This is a genomic window from Streptococcus sp. CCH8-C6 (genome assembly GCF_001557225.1).
Taxonomy (GTDB): domain Bacteria; phylum Bacillota; class Bacilli; order Lactobacillales; family Streptococcaceae; genus Streptococcus; species Streptococcus sanguinis_C.
Genome location: NZ_LSJN01000023.1, coordinates 24,611 through 47,292, shown reverse-complemented (window position 1 = coordinate 47,292; position 22,682 = coordinate 24,611). Strand labels below are relative to the sequence as shown.

22 protein-coding genes and 2 pseudogenes are annotated in these 22,682 nt (G+C 42.7%); 20 read left to right on the top strand and 4 right to left on the bottom strand.

Going from position 1 to position 22,682, the window contains the following annotated elements:
- The first annotated feature begins 50 nt into the window (after positions 1 to 50).
- The 4 genes from dapD (at position 51) to AX677_RS02875 (ending at position 3,183) form a co-directional block, all read left to right on the top strand.
- Positions 51 to 749 carry a 2,3,4,5-tetrahydropyridine-2,6-dicarboxylate N-acetyltransferase gene (dapD, locus tag AX677_RS02890; RefSeq protein WP_060976113.1) on the top strand — a complete coding sequence of 233 codons (699 nt, stop codon included), beginning with the start codon at positions 51 to 53 and terminating at the stop codon, positions 747 to 749.
- 76 nt (positions 750 to 825) lie between these two features.
- A complete protein-coding gene (locus AX677_RS02885; protein WP_060976112.1) occupies positions 826 to 1,959 on the top strand; it encodes an N-acetyldiaminopimelate deacetylase in 1,134 nt (377 codons plus the stop codon).
- Between the two features lie 20 nt (positions 1,960 to 1,979).
- Positions 1,980 to 2,519, top strand: a complete 540-nt coding sequence (locus tag AX677_RS02880; RefSeq protein ID WP_004193920.1) for a 5-formyltetrahydrofolate cyclo-ligase — start codon at positions 1,980 to 1,982, stop codon at positions 2,517 to 2,519.
- On the top strand, positions 2,500 to 3,183 hold the full coding sequence (locus AX677_RS02875) for a rhomboid family intramembrane serine protease (RefSeq protein ID WP_004193918.1): 684 nt from the start codon (positions 2,500 to 2,502) through the stop codon (positions 3,181 to 3,183). The genes AX677_RS02880 and AX677_RS02875 overlap by 20 nt, the downstream gene beginning before the upstream one ends.
- Positions 3,184 to 3,281: 98 nt before the next feature.
- Here the strand turns inward: AX677_RS02875 and galU are convergent, their stop codons facing one another.
- Both galU and AX677_RS02865 read right to left on the bottom strand, forming a co-directional pair.
- Complete coding sequence (galU, locus tag AX677_RS02870) at positions 3,282 to 4,187, bottom strand: UTP--glucose-1-phosphate uridylyltransferase GalU (protein ID WP_032907798.1); 906 nt, start codon at positions 4,185 to 4,187, stop codon at positions 3,282 to 3,284.
- A gap of 16 nt (positions 4,188 to 4,203) precedes the next feature.
- The gene (locus AX677_RS02865; RefSeq protein ID WP_004193913.1) at positions 4,204 to 5,226 is read right to left on the bottom strand and encodes an NAD(P)H-dependent glycerol-3-phosphate dehydrogenase; all 1,023 of its coding nucleotides are present in this window, start codon (positions 5,224 to 5,226) and stop codon (positions 4,204 to 4,206) included.
- 160 nt (positions 5,227 to 5,386) lie between these two features.
- Between AX677_RS02865 and AX677_RS02860 the strand changes: the two genes are divergently transcribed.
- Together AX677_RS02860 and AX677_RS02855 are read left to right on the top strand one after the other, a co-directional pair.
- Positions 5,387 to 7,093, top strand: coding sequence for an ABC transporter ATP-binding protein (locus AX677_RS02860; RefSeq protein ID WP_060976111.1), 1,707 nt, complete (start codon positions 5,387 to 5,389; stop codon positions 7,091 to 7,093).
- A 1-nt stretch (position 7,094) separates the two neighbouring features.
- A complete protein-coding gene (locus tag AX677_RS02855; protein WP_060976110.1) occupies positions 7,095 to 8,864 on the top strand; it encodes an ABC transporter ATP-binding protein in 1,770 nt (589 codons plus the stop codon).
- 115 nt (positions 8,865 to 8,979) lie between these two features.
- Here AX677_RS02855 and AX677_RS02850 read toward each other — a convergent pair.
- A pseudogene (locus tag AX677_RS02850) lies at positions 8,980 to 10,953 on the bottom strand (peptide ABC transporter substrate-binding protein).
- Positions 10,954 to 11,181: 228 nt separating this feature from the next.
- On the opposite strand from AX677_RS02850, the gene AX677_RS02845 reads away from it, so the two are divergent.
- The 9 genes and pseudogenes from AX677_RS02845 to AX677_RS02800 all read left to right on the top strand — a co-directional run bounded on the left by AX677_RS02845 (position 11,182) and on the right by AX677_RS02800 (position 18,043).
- The gene (locus AX677_RS02845) at positions 11,182 to 11,871 is read left to right on the top strand and encodes a gamma-glutamyl-gamma-aminobutyrate hydrolase family protein (RefSeq protein ID WP_002908590.1); all 690 of its coding nucleotides are present in this window, start codon (positions 11,182 to 11,184) and stop codon (positions 11,869 to 11,871) included.
- A gap of 217 nt (positions 11,872 to 12,088) precedes the next feature.
- Positions 12,089 to 12,532, top strand: a complete 444-nt coding sequence (locus AX677_RS02835; protein WP_060976108.1) for a dUTP diphosphatase — start codon at positions 12,089 to 12,091, stop codon at positions 12,530 to 12,532.
- A 9-nt stretch (positions 12,533 to 12,541) separates the two neighbouring features.
- Positions 12,542 to 13,000 (top strand): annotated as a pseudogene (locus tag AX677_RS02830) (cysteine hydrolase family protein).
- Between the two features lie 18 nt (positions 13,001 to 13,018).
- Positions 13,019 to 13,534, top strand: a complete 516-nt coding sequence (locus AX677_RS02825) for a histidine phosphatase family protein (RefSeq protein WP_060976107.1) — start codon at positions 13,019 to 13,021, stop codon at positions 13,532 to 13,534.
- A gap of 12 nt (positions 13,535 to 13,546) precedes the next feature.
- Complete coding sequence (radA, locus tag AX677_RS02820) at positions 13,547 to 14,908, top strand: DNA repair protein RadA (protein WP_082730206.1); 1,362 nt, start codon at positions 13,547 to 13,549, stop codon at positions 14,906 to 14,908.
- A 74-nt stretch (positions 14,909 to 14,982) separates the two neighbouring features.
- Positions 14,983 to 15,678 (top strand): TIGR00266 family protein, encoded by a 696-nt coding sequence (locus tag AX677_RS02815; protein ID WP_060976105.1) that lies wholly within the window; start codon positions 14,983 to 14,985, stop codon positions 15,676 to 15,678.
- 148 nt (positions 15,679 to 15,826) lie between these two features.
- On the top strand, positions 15,827 to 16,324 hold the full coding sequence (locus tag AX677_RS02810; RefSeq protein ID WP_060976104.1) for a carbonic anhydrase: 498 nt from the start codon (positions 15,827 to 15,829) through the stop codon (positions 16,322 to 16,324).
- Positions 16,325 to 16,421: 97 nt separating this feature from the next.
- Complete coding sequence (locus AX677_RS02805; RefSeq protein ID WP_060976103.1) at positions 16,422 to 17,288, top strand: ABC transporter permease; 867 nt, start codon at positions 16,422 to 16,424, stop codon at positions 17,286 to 17,288.
- Positions 17,285 to 18,043, top strand: a complete 759-nt coding sequence (locus tag AX677_RS02800; RefSeq protein WP_060976102.1) for an ABC transporter ATP-binding protein — start codon at positions 17,285 to 17,287, stop codon at positions 18,041 to 18,043. Before AX677_RS02805 ends, AX677_RS02800 begins: the two co-directional genes overlap by 4 nt.
- Positions 18,044 to 18,207: 164 nt before the next feature.
- On the opposite strand, the gene AX677_RS02795 is transcribed toward AX677_RS02800, so the two are convergent.
- Positions 18,208 to 19,689, bottom strand: coding sequence for a M protein trans-acting positive regulator PRD domain-containing protein (locus AX677_RS02795; protein WP_004193881.1), 1,482 nt, complete (start codon positions 19,687 to 19,689; stop codon positions 18,208 to 18,210).
- A gap of 293 nt (positions 19,690 to 19,982) precedes the next feature.
- On the opposite strand from AX677_RS02795, the gene AX677_RS02790 reads away from it, so the two are divergent.
- From AX677_RS02790 to AX677_RS02775, 5 genes are all read left to right on the top strand, one after another.
- Positions 19,983 to 20,222, top strand: a complete 240-nt coding sequence (locus tag AX677_RS02790; protein WP_002893931.1) for a GlsB/YeaQ/YmgE family stress response membrane protein — start codon at positions 19,983 to 19,985, stop codon at positions 20,220 to 20,222.
- A 56-nt stretch (positions 20,223 to 20,278) separates the two neighbouring features.
- On the top strand, positions 20,279 to 20,860 hold the full coding sequence (gene amaP / locus AX677_RS02785) for an alkaline shock response membrane anchor protein AmaP (protein WP_004193879.1): 582 nt from the start codon (positions 20,279 to 20,281) through the stop codon (positions 20,858 to 20,860).
- An 11-nt stretch (positions 20,861 to 20,871) separates the two neighbouring features.
- On the top strand, positions 20,872 to 21,042 hold the full coding sequence (locus AX677_RS08965; protein WP_002905455.1) for a DUF2273 domain-containing protein: 171 nt from the start codon (positions 20,872 to 20,874) through the stop codon (positions 21,040 to 21,042).
- Between the two features lie 17 nt (positions 21,043 to 21,059).
- Positions 21,060 to 21,650 (top strand): Asp23/Gls24 family envelope stress response protein, encoded by a 591-nt coding sequence (locus AX677_RS02780; protein WP_060976101.1) that lies wholly within the window; start codon positions 21,060 to 21,062, stop codon positions 21,648 to 21,650.
- 76 nt (positions 21,651 to 21,726) lie between these two features.
- Entirely contained in the window at positions 21,727 to 21,930 is a 204-nt protein-coding gene (locus tag AX677_RS02775) for a CsbD family protein (protein ID WP_002893927.1), read from the top strand.
- Positions 21,931 to 22,682 lie beyond the last annotated feature (752 nt).

Genomic DNA, 22,682 nt, shown 5'->3' with positions numbered 1-22,682 from the left:
AGTGTATCTTTCTCTAAATAAAGAAATAGAAAGAACAAAGAGGTAAAGCTATGTCTGCTACTAAAATGAACGCTCAAGAAATTATCAAATTTATCGCTGATGCCAAGAAAAAAACTCCTGTCAAAGTAACCTTTGATGGAGAATTGCACGGATCAATCCCTTGGTCTGTTGTAAAGTTAGGCAATGTTCTTTTTGGAGACTGGGAAGAAATCAAGCCGCTCCTAGTGAACTTAGAGGAAAATAAGACCTATGTCGTAGAGCAGGATGCCCGCAACTCAGCGGTACCGCTCTTGGACAAGCGCGATATCAATGCCCGCATTGAGCCAGGCGCTATTATCCGTGACCAAGTTGAAATTGGCGATAATGCTGTCATCATGATGGGAGCAGTCATCAATATCGGTGCGGAGATTGGTGCTGGGACCATGATTGATATGGGTGCCATTCTGGGAGGCCGAGCGATTGTCGGCAAAAACAGTCATGTCGGTGCTGGTGCTGTTCTGGCGGGAGTCATTGAGCCGGCTAGTGCTGAGCCAGTTCGGGTCGGTGACAATGTGCTGATTGGTGCCAATGCGGTTGTGATTGAAGGCGTACAAATTGGCAGTGGTTCCGTTGTTGCGGCTGGTGCGATTGTGACCCAGGATGTTCCGGAAAAAGTAGTAGTTACTGGTGTTCCGGCACGAGTTATCAAGACCATTGACGAGAAGACCCAGCAGAAGACAGCTCTGGAAGACGCCCTGCGTACTCTTTAAAAATGGCATAAAGATGAATTGATTGGGCCTAGCCCAAAACTTTGACAGGTCTGACAAGATTTTAAAGGAAAGAAAAATGCTTGATTATCTGAAAATTCGCCGTGATTTACACCAGATACCAGAAATCGGTCTGGAAGAATACAAGACTCATGCCTACCTGATGCAGGTCATTGATGGACTGACAGCAGGTCTAGACTTTGTGGAAATCCGAACTTGGCGAACTGGTATTTTGGTCTTTATCAAGGGAAGTTCACCAGATAAGACGATTGGCTGGCGGACAGATATTGATGGTCTTCCGATTGTGGAGGATACAGGCCTGGACTTTGCCAGCACTCATGAAGGCCGGATGCATGCCTGCGGACACGATATGCACATGACGGTCGCTCTAGGACTGCTGGAGCAAGCTGTGAGCACTCAGCCTACCCACAATCTGCTTTTTCTCTTTCAGCCTGCTGAGGAAAATGAAGCTGGCGGAATGCTCATGTATGAAGATGGTGCCTTTGGCGACTGGCTGCCGGATGAGTTTTACGGCCTCCATGTGCGGCCGGATCTCAAAGTTGGCGATATTGCCACTAATAGAGGAACGCTTTTTGCTGGCACCTGTGAAGTCAAGCTGACCTTTAAGGGGAAGGGGGGCCATGCGGCTTTTCCTCATGAAGCCAACGATGCTTTGGTTGCGGCTAGCTACTTTATCACCCAGGTGCAGACCATTGTCAGTCGCAATGTCGATCCTATCGAGGGAGCGGTTGTGACCTTTGGTTCGCTCCATGCTGGCACGACCAACAATGTCATAGCAGAAACGGCCTTTTTGCATGGTACCATTCGGACTCTGACTCAGGAGATGAACCTCTTGACTCAGAAACGCTTACGGGAAATAGCAGAGGGCATAGCCCAAAGTTTCGGTCTGGAATTGGACTTGGAACTCAAGCAAGGTGGTTATCTGCCTGTAGAAAATCATTCTGACCTAGCAGACGAATTAATGGACTTTTTCCAGAAGGAAGAAGGAGTGGAGCTGATTGATATTGCGCCGGCTATGACAGGCGAGGACTTTGGCTATCTGCTCAGCAAGGTCAAGGGCGTCATGTTCTGGCTGGGAGTGGATAGTCCCTATGCCCTCCATCATCCCAAGATGACACCGGATGAGGCAGCACTGCCCTTTGCTATTGAAAAGATTGGGAAATTCCTAGATTATAAAATCAACGAAAGATAAGAAAAAGGTGGACGAGCTGCGTGAAAAAAGAGCTGAGACAAACTGTACTGAACCAGATGAAGAAACTGACAGGAAAAGAAAAAGAGCAGGCAGATAACTGGCTGACCCAGCACTTGCTCAGTTCAGCAGCTTATCAAAAAGCTCAGGTTATCGCTACCTATCTTTCTATGCCGCATGAAGTCTCAACTGCAGCCTTTATCAAGCAGGCTCAGTTAGATGGCAAGCGGGTTTTAGTGCCTAAAACCTATGGCCAGGGTCGGATGATATTTGTGGATTACAATGAAAGTTGCCTGCAAAAAAGCTCTTTTGGACTTATGGAGCCGATAAGTGAAGAGGCTGTGGACAAGACAGAAATTGATCTGATTCATGTGCCGGGCGTGGTCTTCAATTCTCAAGGGTTTCGGATTGGTTACGGCGGTGGCTACTATGATCGCTATCTAGTTGATTTTGCTGGGGCGTCTGTCAGCAGCATCTATAGTTTTCAACAGTCTGATTTTGAGCCCGATTATCACGATATAGCAGTAAAGGAAGTGTTGACTTATGAACTACATCTACGATAAAAAATATCCTGTGACCAGTATTTTGCTAATTTTGACAACACTTGTCTTTGTGGTGATGTTTGTTTTACGTGGCTTTTCTTATGCTGAAGAACAAACCATCTTTGAATTTGGAGCAGTGTTTTCTCCAGCTATTATTATAAATCCTGTTCAGATATGGCGTCTCTTTTCTGCAATTTTTGTGCATATTGGCTTGGAGCACTTTGTGGTAAATGTTGTTACTCTTTATTTTATTGGACGGCAGGCAGAAGATATTTTTGGTTCGCGGAATTTTTTTCTGCTCTATGTGATGTCGGGGCTAATGGGTAATGTTTTTGTCTTCTTTTTTAGTCCAGATAGTCTGTCAGCAGGGGCTTCAACCGCCTTGTTTGGTCTCTTTGCATCTATCGTGACTCTGCAGTATGTCGTTCGTGACAGCTACATTCAGCAGCTAGGTCAGTCTTATATGACCTTGATTGTGGTCAATATCATTTTTAGTTTCATGCCTGGTATCAGCCTTTCAGGACATTTGGGTGGTTTAATTGGTGGCATACTCTGCGCTGTCATTCTCCCTGTTAAAGAATCAAGCAATACTTTTAAACCAGCTCAGCGTTGGCTAGCCCTATTTTGCTATCTAGCCTTGGCTGCCCTTCTGATTTTTCTAGGCTTTCATTACTCCTTGATTTAACAAGTTTGTGTAAGATACTAACGAAATATAAAAAAGAGGTTCATCAACCTCTTTTTTATAGCTGAAATTTTGTTTTCAACGCTAGTTATTTGAAACAATTATTTTTTACTTTGTTTTTTCTCTAATGTATGACCCAAGTCAATGATATACTGCTTCAAGGAGTCTTTGACCTGCGGATGCTTGAGAGCGTAATCGATAGAAGTCTTCATAAAGCCGAATTTATCACCGACATCATAGCGATCGCCCTTGAATTCGCGGGCGAACACGCGCTGTGTTTTGTTGAGGGTGTCAATTGCATCTGTCAGCTGAATCTCATTGCCAGCACCAGGAGTTTGATTTTCCAAGATTTCAAAAATTTCTGGTGTCAGAAGATAGCGGCCGATAATAGCCAAATCACTCGGTGCATCTTCAGGTTTTGGCTTTTCAACGAAAGTTTCCACACTATATAGGCCGTTGACTCCTTCACCTTGAGGGGAAATTACACCGTAAGAAGATACTTCGTCATGAGGGACCTGCATGACAGCGATAGTAGAAGCATGGGTAGCTTCGTAATCATTCATCAATTGTTTGGTAAGAGGCATAGCTCTGTCATTAGTAATATCCATGAGGTCATCGCCCAACATGACAACAAAAGGCTCGTTTCCGACGAAAGCCTTAGCCTGAAGAACAGCATCTCCTAGTCCGCGCGGATGGCTCTGACGGATGAAGTGCAGACCGATACCCGTGGTTTCATCGACCAATTTAAGTAAGTCATCTTTACCCTTTTCTTTGAGGTTGTATTCCAATTCAAAGTTGGAGTCAAAGTGGTCTTCGATTGAGCGTTTAGACTTACCTGTGACAACTAGAATATCTTCGATTCCAGACTTAAGAGCTTCCTCAACAATAAACTGAATGGTTGGCTTGTCAACAATTGGTAGCATTTCCTTGGCCAGTGCTTTGGTAGCTGGAAGGAAGCGGGTTCCAAGACCAGCTGCAGGTATGACGGCTTTCTTAACTTTTGACATAATCATTTCCTTTCTATTAGAGCGAAGTCCATTCGTTCTCAGCCTTGAATTCATTGTTCATGATTTCATAAATGGCATCTTTGATATTACAGTTTTGATAAATAACCTTATAAATAGCCTGTGTAATCGGCATATAAACATCTAACTCTTGGGCCAGTTCATAGGCAGCCTTGGTGGTGGAAATTCCTTCGATAACCATACCCATATTGGCTTCAATATCAGCTAATTTCTCACCGCGTCCTAGAGCATTGCCGGCCCGCCAGTTGCGGGAGTGTACAGAGGTCCCTGTGACAATCAGGTCACCGACACCAGATAAGCCGCTGTAAGTCAGAGGACTGGCTCCTAGCTTGACACCTAGACGCGTGATTTCGGCCAGACCGCGTGTGATAATAGCTGCCTTGGCGTTGTCACCATAACCTAGTCCATGGAGAGCACCAGCTCCGACTGCGATGATGTTTTTCAGAGCGCCGGCAGTCTCCACTCCGATAACGTCGGTATTGGTGTAGAGGCGGAAGTAGTGATTGCTGAAAAGCTCCTGCACATACTTAGCTGTTTCCAGATCCTTAGAAGCAGCAGTAATCAGGGTAATATCGCGCACAATGGTTTCCTCAGCATGGCTGGGACCTGAGACAACGACGATCTCGCTACGGAGCTCTGCAGGGATTTCTTCTTCTAGGATAGTTGAAATCCTTTCGTGGGTATTGGGCTCCAGTCCCTTGGAGGCGTGCATGATTTTCACCTTGTGGTCTAGGGCTTGAGCTACTTGTTTGGCTACCAGACGGGTTACCTTGGTCGGCACGACAAAAAGCACGGCATCCGCATCTTTTAAAGCATCTTCTAGGTTGTGATAAGCCTTGATCTTTTCGTCCAGTACAATATCTTTGAAATAGCGTTTGTTGGTGTGTTCGTCATTGATTTCGTTGATTTGCTCAGCGATATTTCCCCAAATACGAACCTCGTGTCCGTTGTCATTTAACACTTGTGATAAGGCCGTTCCCCAAGAACCAGGACCAATCACAGCAACTCGTTGTTTATCCATATCTTCTCCTTATGATGAAATTCCGAGTCTGAATTTAAATCGGTTTTAGAGTTCTATATCTCATTTTACCATATAATATAAGAAATTTCTTGCTTGACATTGTTTTTATCTGTGATATAGTAAGGAAACTAAGTCAAATATGAAAAAAGTAGGAGGAAGCATGTTTTTTAAAAGTCTATTACGGTATAAATGGTATGCCCTGAGTTCGTTTTTGATGACCTCGCTGATGATTGCCAGCTCTCTTTTACTGCCCTGGTTTTTAAAGCACATCTTAGATGCTCTGCAGGAGCAAAATAGCCAGACCATCTACAGTATGGGCGGTTGGCTGATTGGCATCGGTTTTGTCGGGCTAGTAGCAGGAGGGATTAATGTGACCTTGGCGGCTTACATTGCTCAGGCTGTCTCTTCAGATCTCCGTGAAGAGACTTTTCGCAAGATTCAGACCTTTTCTTATGCCAATATCGAGGAATTCAATGCTGGAAATCTAGTCGTGCGGATGACGAATGACATCAATCAGATTCTAAATGTGACCATGATGCTCTTTCAAATTCTTCTTCGACTGCCCATTCTTTTTATCGGTTCAGTCATTCTGGCCATTGTAACCATGCCCTCTCTCTGGTGGATTATCTTCTTGCTGATTTTGCTCATAGCTGGTCTAACGGCTGTCATGATGGGGATGATGGGGCCTCGTTTTAAGAAATTCCAGACTCTTTTGGATAAGATCAATGCCATTGCCAAGGAAAATCTTCGTGGTGTGCGAGTGGTCAAGTCCTTCGTTCGGGAGGAAGACCAGTTTCATAAGTTTAGTCAGGTGTCTGATGAGCTTTTGTCAGAGAATCTCTATATTGGCTATGCTTTTTCAATCATTGAGCCAATGATGATGTTGGTCGGCTACAGTTCTGTTTACTTGGCTATCTGGACTCTGTCTGGCATGATTCAGGCGGAACCAGGCCTGGTCAGCTCCATCGCTTCTTTTATCGGTTATCTGAGCCAGATTATTTTCACTATTATTATGGTTGGTTTTTTGGGAAATGGCGTGACGAGGGGAATCATTTCTATCCGTCGGATCAAGGAAGTATTGGCGACGGAGCCAGCTATGACTTTCCCAGACTCACCAGATGAAGAACTAGAAGGCAGCATCAGCTTTGAGCATGTGACTTTTTCCTATCCCAACGATGACGAGCCAATGCTAAAGGACATCAGCTTTGAGGTTGAGCCGGGGCAAATGATTGGCGTTGTCGGTGCGACAGGTGCTGGTAAGTCCACCTTGGCCCAGATGATTCCTCGTCTTTTTGACCCGCAGGAAGGTTCTGTCAAGATTGGCGGTCGAGATCTGCGAGAGCTTAGTCAGGGAACTCTTCGTAAAAATGTTTCCATCGTGCTCCAGCGGGCGATTCTATTTAGCGGGACCATTGCGGACAATCTCCGTCAGGGCAAGCTCAACGCTTCGCTGCCTGAGATGGAGCGGGCGGCTCGTATTGCCCAAGCTAGTGAATTTATCAGCCGTATGGAAGAGAGTTTTGACAGTGCAGTGGAGGAGCGTGGCAGCAACTTCTCTGGCGGTCAGAAGCAGCGGATGTCCATTGCCAGAGGTGTTGTCAACAATCCCAATATTTTGATTTTAGATGATTCGACCTCAGCCTTGGATGCCAAGTCAGAAAAGTTGGTTCAAGAAGCCTTGAATAAAGAGCTGCAAGGAACGACGACAATTATCATTGCTCAAAAGATTAGCTCCGTCGTTCATGCAGATAAGATTCTGGTCTTGGATCAAGGACGGCTGATTGGCCAAGGGACGCATACGGAATTGGTCGCAACTAACGATGTTTACCGTGAAATCTACGAAACTCAGAAAGGAAAGGAGGACTAAGATGCGGACGATTGCATTTTTCTGGCAATATTTTAAGCGTTACAAATTATCCTTTGTCGTTGTCCTTTTGATGATGATAACAGCGACTGTTTTTCAGGTCCTTTTTCCGGTTTATGTCGGTCAGGCTGTTCAGCATTTGGTTGAGTTGGGACGTGCTTTTGCAGAGAAGGGTGAGACTGATCAGATTCTGTCGACTTTTGGCAGCGTCATGGGCAGTGTATTGGTATCCTTTGTCTGCCTGTCTGTTTCTAGCCTGATTTACATGCTTTTGATGACCCGAGTTATTGCCCATTCGACCAATGAGATGCGCAAGGGGCTGTTTGGCAAGCTGTCCAAGATGACAGTTGCTTTCTTTGACCGCCATCAGGATGGAGACATTCTGTCGCGCTTTACCAGCGACTTGGACAATATCCTGCAAGCTCTAAATGAGAGCATGATCCAGGTGATGAGCAATGCCTTGCTCTATCTGGGGCTCGTGATTATCATGTTTGTCCAAAATGCTAGATTGGCCTGGATAACGGTAGCCAGCACACCGGTTGCTTTTCTTCTCCTAGTGGTCATTGTTAGGCTGGCTCGGAAATACACCAATCTTCAGCAAAAAGAAGTCGGCCGCCTCAATGCTTATATGGACGAGACTATTTCCGGTCAGAAGGCTGTTATCGTTCAGGGGATGCAGGAGGAGGTCATCAAAGGGTTCATTGAGCAGAATGATCGAGTGCGCTCAGCAACCTTTAAAGGCCGAACATTTTCAGGGCTTCTTTTCCCTATTATGAACGGGATGAATTTGATTAATACAGCCATTGTGATTTTTGTTGGTTCGGCTGTCTTACTGAGCGACCCTAATGTCGAAACGGCTGTTGCAGTTGGCCTGATTACCACATTTACTCAGTTTTCTCAGCAGTATTATCAGCCCATCATCCAGATTGCAGCCAGCTGGGGCAGTTTGCAGTTGGCCTTTACAGGGGCTGACCGGATTCAGGAGATGTTTGATGCACCAGAGGAAGTCCGACCAGAGAATGCACCTGCTTTCACAGAGCTTACAGACTCCGTGGAGATCAAGCATGTGGACTTCTCTTATGTAGAAGGCAAGCCTATTCTCAAAGACGTATCTATTTTAGCCCCTAAGGGCAAGATGACGGCTGTTGTTGGCCCGACTGGTTCAGGTAAGACGACCATTATGAACCTGCTCAATCGTTTTTATGATGTGGATAGTGGCAGCATTGAGTTTGACGGTCGCGACATTCGGGACTATGAGCTGGATAGCTTACGGAGCCATGTGGGGATTGTCTTGCAGGATTCGGTGCTATTTAGCGGTACGATTCGGGACAATATCCGCTTCGGTGTGCCGGATGCTAGTCAGGAGATGGTAGAAACGGCTGCGCGTGCGACTCATATTCATGATTATATTGAAAGTCTGCCAGACAAATACGATACCATCGTGGATGATGACCAGAATATTTTCTCAACTGGGCAGAAACAGCTGATTTCCATTGCTAGAACCCTGCTGACGGATCCGCAAGTCTTGATTTTGGATGAAGCGACTTCTAATGTCGATACAGTAACAGAGAGCAAGATTCAGCAGGCCATGGAAGCCGTTGTGGCTGGCCGAACTAGCTTTGTCATTGCTCACCGCCTCAAAACAATCCTCAATGCAGACCAGATTATCGTCCTCAAAGACGGAGAGGTTATCGAACAGGGCAATCATCACCAGCTCCTCAAACTCGGCGGTTTCTATTCAGAACTCTATCACAACCAGTTTGTCTTTGAGTAGATGGTTGGTTTTGCAGCTGGATAATCAGCCGGGCTTTAAAATATTAAATAGAAAAGTTAAAAAAACCAGCAGGTTTCTGTTCCTGCTGGTTTTTTAATTAACATCAAAGTAGTGATTATTTCACATGTTTAGCCAGATCTTCTTGGGCCTTTTTATTGGATTCCTCTTTTTCTTTTTTCCACTTTTCTTGGGCCTTTTGATAGTCTTTAGTTGTGACAATCTCATCACTGATTTCTACGTATTTATGATAGTTGGCGTCTTTTGTACCTGTCTGAGCATAAGAGTTAGTAAATGGCACAATCCGAGAAATGAACGGTGCTGCTCCTCTGCTGCTCATAGTTGGCACAACGAGGGCACTATCTGTCAGCCATGCTTGAGCTGCAGCATATTTTTCATAACGCTTGTCAACATCTTGTGTTTCGTTTCCGGCCTCTTCAATCAGTTTGCTGTACTCATCCAGTCCTACAGCTTTAGCAGCAGCATTGTCTTTGTCTTCAAATCCAAGGTAGGTTCTGGTCTGAGTGCTGTTACCTGGGACTAAAATGTCTAGGTAAGTAGATGGATCTTGGTAGTCTGGCTCCCAGCCAACGAGACCGTTGATATCCCAGTCTTCCTGGCTAGCAGCTTCAGCATTGAAGGTGATGTTTAGTGCTTCGTCCTCAGCCAGCATCTGTAGATCTACAGAGACATTGTCCTTTCCTAAAGCCTCTTCTAATGACTGTTTCAGAGATTGCATACGGTTGACGAAGTTAGTAGAATTCTAAGTGACAGGAACATCTAGGTGAATTGGGAATTGTACGCCTTCATTTGCAAGAGCCTGCTTGGCTTTGGCAAATTCCGCCTTGGCTTTGTCAGTATTGTGGAGACCGTCTTGACCGTCATCTAGCTTGATACCTTTCCACTCGTCACCATAGGAAGCCAGTGATTCTTCGACAAGAGTGCCAAATTCCTTGCCATTGGCTTGTACGAAGGTTGGCGGAACAAAGAGATTACGGACAGCTGGCTTGGCTGCATCTTCTCCGTTGACCTGAGCCGAATAGCTTTCGCGGTTAAGGGCAAAGGCTAGAGCTTGGCGGAAGTCTTTGTTCAGCAGAGCTTTTTTGGTAGCTTCTTTTTGTTCATCGCTGGTTTTAGAAGTATGGTTATAACTTTGACGGTCAATGTTAAAGCTGATTAGACCGACCCCCGCTCCTGCTTCTGTCATGAAGATATTATCTTTGTATTTCTCAGCGATTGAGGAATAACTGGAAGTTGCTGGGTAGAGTCTTGCCAAACTGTAGCCGCCATCTCCGAAGGTCCGCGCTAATGAATCTTGGTCAGAACCATCGTAGTAAGACAGTTTGACACCATCAATCTTGACCTTGTCCTTATCCCAGTAGTTAGGGTTCTTCTCAAATTCGACAGAGGATTTAGAAGTAATGGATTTCATGATAAATGGACCGTTATACAGAATGGAGTCGGCTTTGGTTGCCTGACCGAATTCCTTGCCTTGCTTTTCTAGGAAGGCCTCGTTGACCGGCATCATAACACCTGATGTTGTTTTAGAGTTCCAGTAGGTTTCAGGCTTGTTGAGTGTATATTGAACCGTATGATCGTCCAGTGCCTTAACTCCAACAGCTGAAAAGTCCTTGTTGGTACCAGCTGCATATTCACTCAGTCCCTTGATGGAATCTTGGATAAGAGGGAGGGCGTCAGATTTGATATCGGCAGCATGTTTGATACCTGTTATAAAGTCCTGAGCTGTAACATCTGCGTATTCTTCACCATCAGCGGTATACCACTTTGCATCTTTGCGCAGCTTATAGGTATAGACGAGACCATCTGGAGAGACTGTCCAGTCTTCTGCGATAGACGGAGCTAAGTTTCCATATTTATCATTTTCCAGTAGGCCATCTACACCATTTGTAGTCAGCTCATGGGTAGACACCTTTGCCGACTGGATGTAGTCCAAAGTCGTTGGATCAGACGTAAAGACATAGCTGTAGATTTTTTTGCTGGATTGGGAATTTCCGCCTCCAGAGCAAGCTGTAAGTAAGCCGACAGAGAGCAGAGTGAGCCCTGCGGCAAGAAGAATATTTGATTTTCTCATAGGGACCTCCAAGTCATGAGTTTTTACACTGCTTATTATAACAAATTTCTTCCAAAAGTAAATAATTTTCTGATAATTCTGAAATGTTTTTCTAAATTTAAAAAAAGAGATTTATGGTGTTGCATATTCCGATAAAAAATTTTTATAACCAGCTTTAAAAAAATCTATTGGACGGCTTCGCAGAGGAGTGGTAAGATATACTATATCAAAATAAGGGGGAATCACGGTATGTGTAGAACAATTGTTGGAATTTCAGCCAATCTTTGTCCAGTAGATGAAGCTGGAAAGAATATTCACACCTCTGTCTCACGCAAGTTTGTGGACGGCGTACGAATGGTTGGTGGCCTGCCAATGGTGATTCCCGTTGGGGATAAAAGTTTAGTTCAGGATTATGTTGAAACGATTGACAAGCTGATTTTGTCAGGCGGACAAAATGTTCATCCGCAGTTTTATGGGGAAGAAAAGACCATTGACAGTGATGATTACAATATTGTCCGCGATGAGTTTGAGTTGGCACTCTTGAAAGAAGCTCTGCGCCAAAACAAGCCTGTCATGGCTATTTGCCGCGGTCTGCAGTTGGTAAATGTTGCTTTTGGCGGAACTCTCAATCAGCATATCGACAATCACTGGCAGGGCTTGCCATTTGGTACTTCGCACTCCATTCGCACGGAGAAAGACAGTGTTGTGGAGCGTTTGTTTGGTCAGGCTAGCCAGATTAATTCGGTTCATCGCCAAAGCATCAGAGACTTGGCACCTAATTTCCGCGCGACAGCTTTTGATCCAAGAGATAATACCATCGAAGCGATTGAATCGATTGACAATCATCGTATCATAGGCCTTCAATGGCATCCGGAGTTTTTAATAAACGAAGAAAAGGGCAATTTGGAGCTGTTTCAGTACCTCTTGCAAGAGCTGTAAAAAATAATTTCATTTTTTTAAGTTACTTTTAGGAAAATTTAAGATAAGTGTTCTATACTAAGACCATAAACAAAGACCTCCTAACTTTGTTTAGAAATCCTAAAACTTTTCTTTTTCATAATAATCTCCCTATAAGAACCGCCCAATTGGCGGTTTTTTTGCTTGTTTTTTGCGAATTTAGTATAATAGGGACAGCAAAAATAGAAAAGAGAAATGCATGAAAATTCGAGGATTCGAGCTGGTTTCCAGCTTTACAAATGAAGATTTGTTGCCCAAGAGAGAGACGGCTCACGCAGCGGGCTACGATTTGAAAGTGGCAGAGCGCACAATCATTGCGCCAGGGGAGATTAAGCTGGTTTCGACTGGTGTCAAGGCCTATATGCAGCCGAGCGAGGTGCTTTATCTTTACGATCGCTCATCCAACCCTCGTAAAAAAGGCCTGGTTTTGATTAACTCCGTTGGGGTCATTGATGGCGACTACTATGGCAATCCTGAAAACGAAGGCCATATCTTTGCCCAAATGAAGAATATCACGGATCAGGAAGTCGTCCTTGAAGTTGGCGAACGTGTAGTGCAGGCTGTCTTTGCACCATTTCTAATTGCGGATGGAGATGAAGCGGAAGGTGTGCGGACCGGCGGATTTGGCTCGACAGGGAAATAGAGTAAGAAAATGTCAGACTATTTATTAGTTGTAGATATGCAGTCAGATTATGTTGCTGTAGGAAAAGCATATGATAATGAAGCACTGACTGTGGCTGTAAATGACAAAATTGCCAGCTATCCCAGCAATCGGGTTATCTAAATTCTCAACCGTTTTTTCTAGGAGAGAAAAGATAGGAAGAAGAAATTTGCGACTGGCTTGCAGGTGGTATCTTCTCGCATCTTTGAGAAGCGTTGGGCTTCTTGCTTTACTAATCCGGATTTAAAAGATTTTTTAGAGGGAAACGGCGCTAAAAGCATAGAGTTTATTGGGGTCGATGGCAATGGCTGTGTCAAGGCTTCCGTTTTGGCAGCTGTCAAGGAGAATTATCAGGTTTCCATCGATTTGTCCGCTGTCGGAGTTGCTAACCAGAAGAAATTCTCTAAAACACTGAAGCAATGGCAAGATTGCGGAATCAAGATTGGATAGCTTTATGAGGACATTAGTATGAAAATCATTTTTATCCGTCACGGAGAGCCAGATTATTCACTTTTGGAAGAGGCTGGTTACACTGGCTTTGGACTAGATTTGGCTCCCTTGTCGGCTGCTGGTCGTCGGATGGCGACAGAGGCCGCTGCTAATCCTTTGCTGGAACAGGCGGAAATTCTGATTTCCTCTTCTGTGACGCGGGCTTTGGAGACGGCCTCCTATTTGATTCGAGACCGCCAACTCCCGCTTTTTGTGGAGCCTTTTCTGCATGAATGGCAGGTATATGAGAGTGGGACAGAAAAGTTTGAGCAGGCTCGGAAGTTATTTTTTGAAAACGATGGTTCTCTTCCTGCAGGAAGTCCTGTCCATTATGAAACGGCTGAGCAGATGAAAGACCGCTTTGTGCGCACCCTAAGTAAATACAGAGAATACGAGACGGTAGCTCTTGTAGCTCACCGCATGCTCATCCGCCAGTTTGTAGCTGATCAGCAGATTGATTTTTGTCAGTTTGTTGAATGTGAATTAGAAATATAAAGGAGACATCTCATCGCTAAGAAAAAAACGACCTTTGTCTGTCAAAATTGTGAATATCATTCGCCCAAGTATCTAGGCCGTTGTCCTAACTGCGGCTCTTGGTCTTCTTTCGTTGAGGAAGTAGAGGCTGCAGAGGTCAAGCATGCCCGTGTTTCCTTGACAGGCGAAAAGACCCGGCCCATGAAGCTGGCTGAGGTCACTTCGATTGATGTCAATCGGACCAAGACGGAAATGGACGAGTTCAACCGTGTGCTGGGTGGTGGCGTAGTGCCTGGTAGTCTGGTTCTGATTGGCGGGGATCCCGGTATCGGGAAATCCACCCTGCTTCTGCAGGTATCTACCCAGCTTTCTCATCAGGGCACCGTCCTATATGTCAGTGGGGAGGAATCAGCTGAGCAGATTAAGTTGCGGGCGGAGCGTCTCGGTGATATTGACAGTGAATTTTATCTCTACGCCGAGACCAATATGCAAAATATCCGCACAGAGATTGAGAAAATCAAGCCAGATTTTCTGATTATCGACTCCATTCAGACAGTGATGTCGCCGGAAATTTCCAGTGTTCAAGGCTCTGTTTCTCAGGTTCGAGAGGTGACAGCTGAGCTCATGCAGCTGGCCAAGACCAATAATATTGCGACCTTTATCGTTGGTCACATGACCAAGGAAGGAACCTTAGCTGGTCCTCGAACTTTGGAGCACATGGTGGACACCGTGCTTTATTTTGAGGGTGAACGTCAGCATACTTTCCGTATCTTGAGAGCGGTCAAGAACCGCTTTGGTTCGACCAATGAAATCGGTATTTTTGAGATGCAATCTGGCGGGCTAGTTGAGGTTGTCAATCCAAGTGAAGTCTTTCTGGAAGAGCGTCTGGACGGCGCGACAGGTTCGTCTATTGTCGTGACCATGGAAGGAACGAGGCCGATTTTAGCTGAGGTGCAGGCTTTGGTGACACCAACCATGTTCGGCAATGCCAAACGAACCACGACTGGTCTGGACTTTAACCGAGCCAGCCTCATCATGGCAGTTCTGGAAAAACGGGCAGGACTCCTCCTGCAAAATCAAGATGCCTACCTCAAGTCTGCTGGTGGCGTCAAGCTAGATGAGCCGGCTATTGACTTGGCGGTAGCGGTCGCCATTGCTTCCAGCTACAAGGATTTGCCTACCAACCCCCAAGAGTGCTTTATCGGTGAAATTGGCCTGACTGGCGAAATCCGACGGGTCAACCGCATCGAGCAGCGCATCAATGAAGCAGCAAAGCTGGGCTTCACCAAAGTCTACGCTCCTAAAAACTCTCTGAACGGCCTCAAAGTTCCAGACAATATCCAAGTCATCGGTGTGACGACGATTGGACAAGTCTTAAAGAAAGTATTTTCTTGATAAATTTGCTCTGTTTTAGATTGCAAAAATATTTTATTGTTGTTATAATTTAGAAAAACAAGGAGGCATTTCTTATGCGATTTTCTATGGACAGTAATATGCAGTTTCCTTTAGTTGAGTTGTCTCTCAATCAAGGAGAAACTGTCTTTATCCAGCGTGGCAGTATGGTCTACCACACGCCGAATGTGACCTTGAATACCCAGCTCAATGCAAGTGGTTCTGGCTTGGGACGTTTTGTCAAGGCTGTGGGGCGTTCGATGGTCTCGGGTGAAAGTACTTTTATCACCCAGGCTGTTGCCCAGTCTAATAATGGCTATCTTGCTTTAGCGCCAGATGCTCCTGGTCAAGTCATTCCTCTTCAGCTAGGCGAAAAGCAATATCGGCTGAATGACGGTGCCTTTTTAGCTCTTGATGGTACGGCTTACTATACCATGGAGCGTCAGTCCGTCGGCAAGGCAATCTTTGGAGGGCAAGGCGGTCTCTTCGTTATGACGACCCAAGGACAGGGCACACTTTTGGCTAATGCCTTTGGATCTATTAAGAAAATTGAGCTTCATAACCAAGAAGTGACAATTGACAATGCCCATGTAGTGGCTTGGAGCCAATCTTTGAATTATAATATCCATCTGGAAAATGGTTTCTGGCAGTCTATTGGAACGGGAGAAGGAGTGGTCAACACCTTCCAAGGTACTGGTGAAGTCTATGTACAAAGTCTCAATCTTCAAACCTTTGCAGGCTCACTCAGCAAGTTTATTCCAAGAAGCTCATAATAAAGAAAACTAGGACAGAAGATCAGGCTAGATGCTGGATTTGACTGTCCTATTTTTTTGTAACAAAGCCGAGAACTGACAAATAGCAGAAAAGATGGTAAGATAATATAAAATTATTTGAATATCAAAGTACCAGTAAGGGGAAAGAATGTCATATTTTGAAAACTTTATGAAGGCCAATCAAGCTTATGTTGATTTGCATGGGACAGCACATCTGCCCATTAATCCCAAGACTAAGGTAGCTATTGTGACCTGTATGGACTCTAGGCTTCACGTGGCTCAGGCTCTGGGTCTAGCGCTTGGAGACGCTCATATCTTGCGCAATGCCGGCGGTCGGGTAACAGAGGACATGATTCGCTCGCTGGTCATCTCCCAGCAGCAGCTAGGAACGCGGGAAATCGTGGTTTTGCATCATACAGACTGCGGGGCACAGACCTTTAAGAATGAAGATTTTACGGCCTATCTTCATAAAGAACTAGGTGTCGATGTCAGCGAACAGGACTTTTTGCCCTTTACAGATGTAGAGGAAAGTGTGCGTGAGGATATGGCCTTGCTGCGGCAGTCGCCGCTGATCCCAGCTGATATAAAAATCTCAGGCGCGGTTTATGATGTAGATACTGGTCGGATGACAGTTGTTGAGGAGTAGTTAGGAAGTCAATTTCTTTGTCTGCGCATCAGCATTGAAATTGGCTCCTTTTTTATGTTAAAATAGAGAAACGATTTTAATTAGTTAGGACAATGTTATGATTCTTTCCATTATTTCTCAGGGACTGGTTTGGGCCGTTTTAGGTCTAGGTATTTTTATGACCTTCCGGATTCTGGGCTTTCCTGATATGACGACAGAAGGCTCCTTCCCCTTGGGCGGGGCGGTGGCCGTTACCTTGATTACCAAGGGAGTCAATCCTTTTCTAGCAACAGCAACGGCCGTTTTAGCGGGCTGTGCTGCGGGTGCAGTGACAGGTCTGCTCTATACCAAGGGGAAAATTCCGACCTTGCTTTCTGGGATTTTGGTCATGACCTCCTGCCACTCTATCATGCTGATGCTGATGGGCCGTGCCAATCTGGGGCTTTTAGGCAGCAGTAAGATTCAGGATATTCTGCCCTTTTCAGGGGAAGTCAATGACCTCTTGACTGGTTTGATTTTTGTCAGCCTAGTGATTGCAGCCCTGCTCTTTTTCTGGGATACTAAGCTCGGGCAGGCTTATATCGCGACCGGAGATAATCCGGATATGGCTCGCAGTTTTGGAATCAATACTGGCCGTATGGAGTTGATGGGACTGATTCTGTCAAATGGCTTGATTGCTCTGGCTGGGGCGCTGATTGCCCAACAGGAAGGCTATGCGGATGTGTCCCGCGGGATTGGAGTGATCGTTGTCGGTCTGGCCAGTCTTATCATTGGCGAGGTGCTCTTCCAGAGTCTGACCTTGGCAGAGCGGCTAATCACTATTGTAGTTGGTGCGATTGCCTATCAGTTCTTGATCTGGGGTGTCATTGCTCTCGGCTTCAATACCAACTATCTCCGTCTTTACAGTGCGGTGATTCTGGCCGTCTGTCTCATGATTCCAACCCTGAAAAATAAATTCTTTAAAGGAGCCAAGTTAAGCAAATGACAGCGATTGTAGAATTAAGAAATGCAACCAAGCTTGTAAAGAGCGGCTTTGATGAAGAAAAAATCATCCTAAATGATGTTTCTTTAGACATTCACGAGCATGATTTTATTACGATTTTAGGTGGAAACGGTGCAGGAAAGTCGACCCTGTTCAATGTTATTGCCGGCACTCTCCCTCTGACCAGTGGCAGCATTCATATCTTGAGGGAAAATGTCACTCATTTTTCACCAGAAAAGCGAGCCAAGTACCTGTCTCGTGTCTTTCAGGATCCTAAGATGGGAACAGCTCCGCGGATGACAGTGGCGGAAAATCTTCTTATCGCCAAATTCCGAGGCGAAAAGCGTGGCTTGGTGCCCCGTGGGCTCAACAGCTACAGGGAAGAGTTTCAGGCGACGATTGAGAAAATCGGTAATGGTCTGGACAAACATCTGGATACGCCGATTGAATTTCTATCTGGTGGGCAAAGACAGGCTTTGAGCCTGCTCATGGCAACGCTCAAGCGACCAGAGCTTTTGCTTCTGGATGAGCATACTGCAGCACTGGATCCTAAGACCAGTGTAGCCTTGATGGAGCTGACCAATGAGTTTGTCAGTCGTGACCGCCTCACAGCTCTTATGATTACCCATCACATGGAAGATGCTCTAAAATACGGCAATCGACTAATCGTCATGAAAGACGGGCAGATTATTCAGGACTTGAACAAAGACGAGAAAGCCAAGATGACCATCGCAGACTACTATGGCTTGTTTGAATAGGCTTGCTCAGAGTTTTGTAAAACCAAGAGAAAGAATATGTACTAAATAATGTACTGCTCCCACAAAGTTAGACAATTAATGTTCAAAAGACTCTCATAGATTAATAAAAATAGATTAAAAAAAACCGCTAGAATGCGGTTTTTTTGTTATAAAAATAGTCTAAATCACTCGTCTAATCGAATAAACATCATTGCGTTAAGTAAGGAGATGAGTGCGACCGTATTAATATTATTGGAATAGATCAGTCTTTTGTTCTCAATGGGTGGAATAATAAAATTAGAAATGATGATATCGTAAGGTGATTCTTTTAAAGAATCGATTGATAATTCTAATTTATTCCAAACCTCCAGTTCAAAATTGTTGCTGCAATAATAAGAAAGTGTCTCTGCTACTGATCTTGCATGATACTGATCAAAATTACTCATGACTAAAACTTTTAATTTAGGCTGATTTTGTAAAAGGTTCAGCACTAAATGTTTGCTGTGAGTGATAAAAGTATAGGATAGATGGTTGACTTTCATTGGTGTGCTATAGATATCCAAAGTCTCTAGGTAATGTTCAATCCCTTTTTTAATATCTGAAACAAATTGAGGGAAAATATTTTGAAAGTTCTTGATGGTATTCCCTTTTTGATCAAACAGAATAAATTCTGTAGATAGTTCCTGACGGTGCAGATGTGCTGTATTATGCAAATGCCAAATAAGATTGTCATTATTGTCTATTTTTAGATTATATTTGCTTTCTATCTGATCAATTAAATCACTTAATAATTGATACGAATTTTTTACATAGCTGTCTGTTTTTGTGTAGCTCATAAATAGATTTTCATCAATGAAAAACATTTTTTGAAAATAGGAGACAAATAGTTGGCCTATCACTTCTTTATTCAAAGGGATATGATATTCAGAATCAAAGCTCGCTACAATGTCTTCGATTCCTTCTGCCTGCATGAAAGATTCTAACAATTGATTGTTAAAAGAATCTTTCTCAACTTCCAAGAAATGACCAAACTTTATTCGATATAAATTTGTAACGAGGAGCAATTTTAACATTCGTTGAGTTGCGAAATTGACAGGGAATGCAGTTTCTTTATAGACCAGTGCTAACAGCTTACACAAAGGTTCTACTGAAAAATCTGTAAAGGGCCATTCAAGAAAATAATATTTTTCCGAAAAATATTGTGCAAAAAAATAACGGATATCAATCTCATCTCCAATAATCCGAGTAGGATTGAGACTAATTTTGAAATTATATTGTTTTTTTATAATTTTGTTAATATGACTGATTATACGATAGAGTGAGGAAGAGCTTATATAAAACTCTTTACAAATACTCTCAGTTTCATATCCTTCGTTAAAGAAGATGAATTCTAAAATTGAAAAATGGGTTGAGTGCTTAAAAAAATGGTGATAGACCATCTCAATATCACTATCATCGGTATTAATGATACGTATGCCATTAGTGGACGAGTGAAAAATCAATTGAGGAAACGCAGACTTGACATGAGATAAATCATCTTTTACTGAACGTTCTGTACAATTCAATAGTTCAGCCAGTTCAGAAATATGAAACCAGCGTTTGTTTTTAAATAGTAGTTCTAATAGTTCTAATTGCCTGTGGCTCTTTTTAGACAGTAATTCTCGCATTAAAATATTATCTTTCTTTATATAGTGTTTTTATTATCAGGCAATTATACCATATTTTATGCATTTAACCTCGTTTAATAACTCAAAAATATATCTAAAAACGCTGATAAATGCCTATAAAACAATGTATTCTCATTTTTACGTATCTATAGTACAGATAAACGGAAAGAAAACCAAGTTGAATTATTATGTTTCCAAGTTGGAAAATTATATAATTATGTTAATCAAAAAACAATAGTAAAAAATATTACTTAACAGTTTTGATTTAGAAAAAATTAGAAAGGAGAATCAATATGCTTTGGTCAATTATTGTTGGTGGTCTTATTGGTCTTATTGCTGGATCAATCACTAAAAAAGGCGGCTCAATGGGTGTTATTGCAAACGTTGTTGCAGGTTTAGTTGGTTCTGCTGTCGGTCAGTCACTTTTGGGAACTTGGGGTCCTAGTTTGGCTGGTATGGCCTTGCTTCCTTCTATCATTGGTGCAGTTATTGTAGTAGCTGTTGTATCATTTTTTGTAGGTAAAAAGGCATAAATTGTCTTTTTACTGTTCAAATTATATTTTAAAATTTAATGATGTGAGGATTCAATATGTCAAAATCAAGAAAAATACTTTCCCTTATTTTATGTATTTTAATCTTGACAATTTTGATTCCTGTTTTGCTAGACTTTCATAAAGTCAGCGGTCTGGGGCTCCAGTTATTTAGTTGGAAGTTATTCACTTGGAAGCAGATTCCTTTTGTGGGCTACTATCTTTCTCGATATGTTTTCTGGGGCACTGTGGTTTTAGCAAGCTTAATCTTACTACTGATGTTAGTGATAGCTTTTTATCCTAAGAGACGTTTGGAAATTCAGCTAGCTGATGCGGATGGGAAACTGATGCTGAAAAATTCAGCCATTGAAGGGTTTGTTCGTAGTCTGTTAACAGAACACGGTTTAATTAAAGATCCTACAGTTTCAGTAAATAGCCGTAAAAACAAATGCATGGTTTCTGTTAAAGGAGCGATTGTTCCTTCGGAAAACATCATCAAGAGAAGTCAGTTGATTCAAGAAGAAATTGCGTCTGGATTGACAGAATTCTTCGGAATCAATCATAATGTCAAGCTTAAAATCTCTGTCTCAGACTTCAAGCCAAAAGAAGCGGCTACAAAAACTACTAGCCGAGTAAAGTAAGGAAGTAAAAAATGGAATGGTTTAAAAAATATCAATATCCAATCTTGTCTGGATTGGCAGGCATTATTCTAGCATGTTTTATCCTATCCTTTGGCTTCTTTAAGACTCTATTTGTCTTGATTTGCGCTACTCTAGGGGCAGGAATCGGATATTATATTCAAAAAAATAATATATTTAAATAAAAATAAAGGAGTTTAACATGTCAAATAAAGATGTTAAAGATGTTGCTAAAAAAGAAGTTGCTCAAGTAGCTCACGAAGTAAAAGGTGAATTGACTTACGATGATAAGGTCATTCAAAAAATTATCGGTCTCTCTTTAGAGAAAGTTTCAGGCTTGCTGGCTGTTGATGGTGGTTTCTTCTCTAACATAAAAGATAAATTGGTCAACTCTGATAATGTCACTCATGGTGTCAATGTTGAAGTTGGTAAAGAACAAGTAGCTGTTGACTTGAATGTTGTTGCAGAATATCAAAAGAATGTTCCTACTTTATACAAAGAAATCAAGAAAGTCGTTGCAGAAGAAGTTTCTAAGATGACTGATTTGGAAGTTGTTGAAGTAAATGTAAATGTTGTTGATATTAAAACGAAAGAACAACACGAAGCGGATTCAGTAAGCCTTCAAGACCGAGTGACAGATGTTGCTGAATCAACAGGCGAATTTGCTTCTGAGCAATTCGAAAAAGCAAAATCTGGCATTAGCGGTGGTTTCTCAGCTGTTCAAGAAAAAGTTGGCGATGGTGTAGAGGCTGTTAAAGACGCTGCATCAAAGGAAAAAGCACGCGTTCATTAATCCTCTAACTGGGATTAGAGATTCTTATATTGTTTCATTTCTTTAAAAATTGAAACTGACAATGGAGGTCTAAATTATGTCTACAGAAGAAAAATTCAACCAAGCTAAAGGTTCTGTTAAAGAAGGCCTAGGCAAATTAACTGGTGATAAAAAAACAGAAAAAGAAGGAGCTGCTGAAAAAGTAGTTTCTAAAGTTAAAGAAGTTGCAGAAGATGCCAAAGATGCTGTTGAAGGCGCAATCGAAGGCGTTAAAAATATGGTTAAGAAAGACGATAAATAAAACCAATAGTTGATTTTCCTTATAAAAAGTCTTTGTTAGCTATAGTCACTGATAAAAATTATCTAGAGTTTAAAGGAGATCATTTTAAGGTCTCCTTTCCTTTTTGCTTGCATGATTTATAGCTAAAAAGTTTTTCTACTTCTTAAGTGTAAACGCTTGCCAAAATCTGGATAGAGTACTATAATAGAATTAAGGAAATAGAAAGAAAGGAAACTAAATTCATTCGCTTTAAAGTTTACTTTGTTGGTATAGTTGTTTGTAATACATAAGTAGTTGCTTTACTTGACATATTGGTTGAATTGTCAGACAGGCCTGCTTAGCTTGCTTGATTGTAACGATAGTATAGAAAGTAGAAGCTTTTAGATGGTTTTCAAACTTCGAGAATTCAATCAATAGCGCTTTATTATATTATAGAGATTTCCAATGCTAAGATAAAAAGAAAATCATTAGCGGTTGAAGGAATTAAAAGTTTATAAAAAATAATAAAAACAATAAATCAAAAAATTGTTATTCAGTTACACCTTGGATGAACTGATTGCTCTCATACCAGCGAAGTAAACCAGACCTCTAGCCGAGTAAAGCTAGAGGTCGTTTTTTGTAGTCAAGTACGCTAAGAAGACACACTTGACTTTGAAAAAACATGAAAAAATGCTATAATAGGTTGGATATGCGAACCTTTGGTTTGCAAGACTGTAATTCGACTTGGCTAGCCAAGGACCGTTAGTAATAAAATAAAGAATCTTTGATAAAAG

Bases quoted from the DNA above. Each gene is read 5' to 3' on its own strand.
- dapD (WP_060976113.1), top strand. From the start codon at position 51: ATGTCTGCTACTAAAATGAACGCTCAAGAAATTATCAAATTTATCGCT.
- AX677_RS02885 (WP_060976112.1), top strand. From the start codon at position 826: ATGCTTGATTATCTGAAAATTCGCCGTGATTTACACCAGATACCAGAA.
- AX677_RS02875 (WP_004193918.1), top strand. From the start codon at position 2,500: ATGAACTACATCTACGATAAAAAATATCCTGTGACCAGTATTTTGCTA.
- galU (WP_032907798.1), bottom strand. From the start codon at position 4,187: ATGTCAAAAGTTAAGAAAGCCGTCATACCTGCAGCTGGTCTTGGAACC.
- AX677_RS02865 (WP_004193913.1), bottom strand. From the start codon at position 5,226: ATGGATAAACAACGAGTTGCTGTGATTGGTCCTGGTTCTTGGGGAACG.
- AX677_RS02860 (WP_060976111.1), top strand. From the start codon at position 5,387: ATGTTTTTTAAAAGTCTATTACGGTATAAATGGTATGCCCTGAGTTCG.
- AX677_RS02855 (WP_060976110.1), top strand. From the start codon at position 7,095: ATGCGGACGATTGCATTTTTCTGGCAATATTTTAAGCGTTACAAATTA.
- AX677_RS02845 (WP_002908590.1), top strand. From the start codon at position 11,182: ATGTGTAGAACAATTGTTGGAATTTCAGCCAATCTTTGTCCAGTAGAT.
- AX677_RS02835 (WP_060976108.1), top strand. From the start codon at position 12,089: ATGAAAATTCGAGGATTCGAGCTGGTTTCCAGCTTTACAAATGAAGAT.
- AX677_RS02825 (WP_060976107.1), top strand. From the start codon at position 13,019: ATGAAAATCATTTTTATCCGTCACGGAGAGCCAGATTATTCACTTTTG.
- AX677_RS02815 (WP_060976105.1), top strand. From the start codon at position 14,983: ATGCGATTTTCTATGGACAGTAATATGCAGTTTCCTTTAGTTGAGTTG.
- AX677_RS02810 (WP_060976104.1), top strand. From the start codon at position 15,827: ATGTCATATTTTGAAAACTTTATGAAGGCCAATCAAGCTTATGTTGAT.
- AX677_RS02805 (WP_060976103.1), top strand. From the start codon at position 16,422: ATGATTCTTTCCATTATTTCTCAGGGACTGGTTTGGGCCGTTTTAGGT.
- AX677_RS02800 (WP_060976102.1), top strand. From the start codon at position 17,285: ATGACAGCGATTGTAGAATTAAGAAATGCAACCAAGCTTGTAAAGAGC.
- AX677_RS02795 (WP_004193881.1), bottom strand. From the start codon at position 19,689: ATGCGAGAATTACTGTCTAAAAAGAGCCACAGGCAATTAGAACTATTA.
- AX677_RS02790 (WP_002893931.1), top strand. From the start codon at position 19,983: ATGCTTTGGTCAATTATTGTTGGTGGTCTTATTGGTCTTATTGCTGGA.
- amaP (WP_004193879.1), top strand. From the start codon at position 20,279: ATGTCAAAATCAAGAAAAATACTTTCCCTTATTTTATGTATTTTAATC.
- AX677_RS08965 (WP_002905455.1), top strand. From the start codon at position 20,872: ATGGAATGGTTTAAAAAATATCAATATCCAATCTTGTCTGGATTGGCA.
- AX677_RS02780 (WP_060976101.1), top strand. From the start codon at position 21,060: ATGTCAAATAAAGATGTTAAAGATGTTGCTAAAAAAGAAGTTGCTCAA.
- AX677_RS02775 (WP_002893927.1), top strand. From the start codon at position 21,727: ATGTCTACAGAAGAAAAATTCAACCAAGCTAAAGGTTCTGTTAAAGAA.